Source organism: Litoribacillus peritrichatus, from assembly GCF_039537985.1.
In the GTDB taxonomy this organism is placed as follows: domain Bacteria; phylum Pseudomonadota; class Gammaproteobacteria; order Pseudomonadales; family Litoribrevibacteraceae; genus Litoribacillus; species Litoribacillus peritrichatus.
In genome coordinates, this window is record NZ_BAABBN010000012.1 from 621,150 (window position 1) to 622,849 (window position 1,700).

The 1,700-nt window shown below is 54.4% G+C and carries 1 protein-coding gene; it reads right to left on the bottom strand.

Annotated features, from left to right (window positions below):
* A partial coding sequence (locus ABD744_RS19330) for a beta strand repeat-containing protein (protein WP_344800225.1) occupies window positions 1-1,700 on the bottom strand: 1,700 nt, incomplete at both ends.

Sequence of the window (1,700 nt, forward strand, 5' to 3'; positions counted from 1 at the left end):
GTGCACAAAGTTAGTCCCGGTGACCACCAATGCGCCGGTAGTCGCATCGTAGGCGGCACTGGTTATTTGTGGACTCACCACATTGCTGACCGTAATGGCGTTGCCGGTGGTGTCGCTGCTGTCTCCCGCCGTTCTGTCGGCAATAAAGTCATCCGCTGCCGCCAGGTTATAAGTGGTACTGTCATCCGACTGTGTCCCGTTGGTATTCAGTAACCCATTCACGGTGCGTTTATCAGCGGCATTCAAGATAACGGTAAACTGAGTACCTGAGTCAATTTCCACATCGCTGCTGGTCAAGGTATAAGTACCCGAGGCTTCGCCGGTCAGGGTCAGTTTAGACACCGCCACATCGTTCAATGCACCGGATTTCGCCACAAAGCTACTGCCCGTCACGACCAGCGTGCCTGTCGTTGCATCATACGCAGCAGAGGTGATTGTCGGCGTGGGCGCATTACTGACCGTGATGGTGTTGCCCGTGGTATCTGCAATGTTGGTACTGATGGCCGTGCCTGCCATCCAATTATCCGCAGCAGACACATTATAGGTCGTGCCGCTGCCGGCGGTGGTGCCATTGGCCGTCACCAGCGCGTTCACCCCTGTAAGGTCTGCACCGGTCAGCGTAAAGGTAAAGCTGGTAGACGAAGTAATTTCAATGTCGGTGGCACTGGTCAGGGTATAAGTCGCGCCATTCTCGCCGGTAAAGGTCAGCAGCGATATGTCCACATCGTTGGCTGCACCAAACTTTTTCACAAAGTTAAGGCCGGTGACGGTGACAATCCCCGTATCGTAATCGTAAGTAATTGAGGTGATGCTCGGCGTATTCACGCTGCTGACGGTGACCGTCGCGGTGGCATCGGCGATGTCCGTCGCACTCAATGCCGCAGGCATCCAGTCGTCTGCGGCGGCAAGATTATACGAGACGGTATCTTCAGCGGACGTCCCGTTTTTATTCAGCAAGCCATTGACGTTGATGAGGTCCGTTTCACTTAGCGTCACAGTAAATGCCGTGGCTGAAGTGATTTCGACACTCGCGCCGGTCAGGGTGTAGCTATTATTGCCTTCCCCTGTGAGCGATAACTTAGTGACATCCACATCATTGCTGGCACCGGACAGATGACGGAAGTTGGTGCCCGTCACACTCAACACGCCAGTGGTGAAGTTATAAGTGGAGGACGCGATGGCCGGAACCGTCACATTACTGACCGTAATGCCATTGCCGGTCAGGTCTTCGGAGTTCGCGGAGGCCAGAGTGGCAGGCATCCAATTATCCGCAACCGCCAGGTTGTAAGTGGTGCTGTCGTCTGAGCTGGTGCCGTTTTTATTCAGCAAACCATCAATATTGGTTTTATCGGTCCCGGACAAAGTGACCGAGAATTGGGTGGCCGAAGTGATTTCAACGTCGCTGGCACTGGTCAAGGTGTAGGTTACGCCCGCATCCCCAGTGATCGTCAGTAAAGACACATCCACATCGTTTGCCGCCCCGTTTTGATTGCGCAGGTTGGTGCCCGTCACCGTCACCACACCCGTCGTGGCATCGTAAGTCGCCGAAGTGATGGTTGGCACTGTGACATTGCTTACAGTAATGCCATTGACCACAGTATCGGAGATATCAACGGACGCCGCTGCGCCTGCCATCCAGTTATCCGCGCCAGCCAGATTATAGGTGGTACTGCTGACGTCCGAGGCAGTGCCATTTTTAT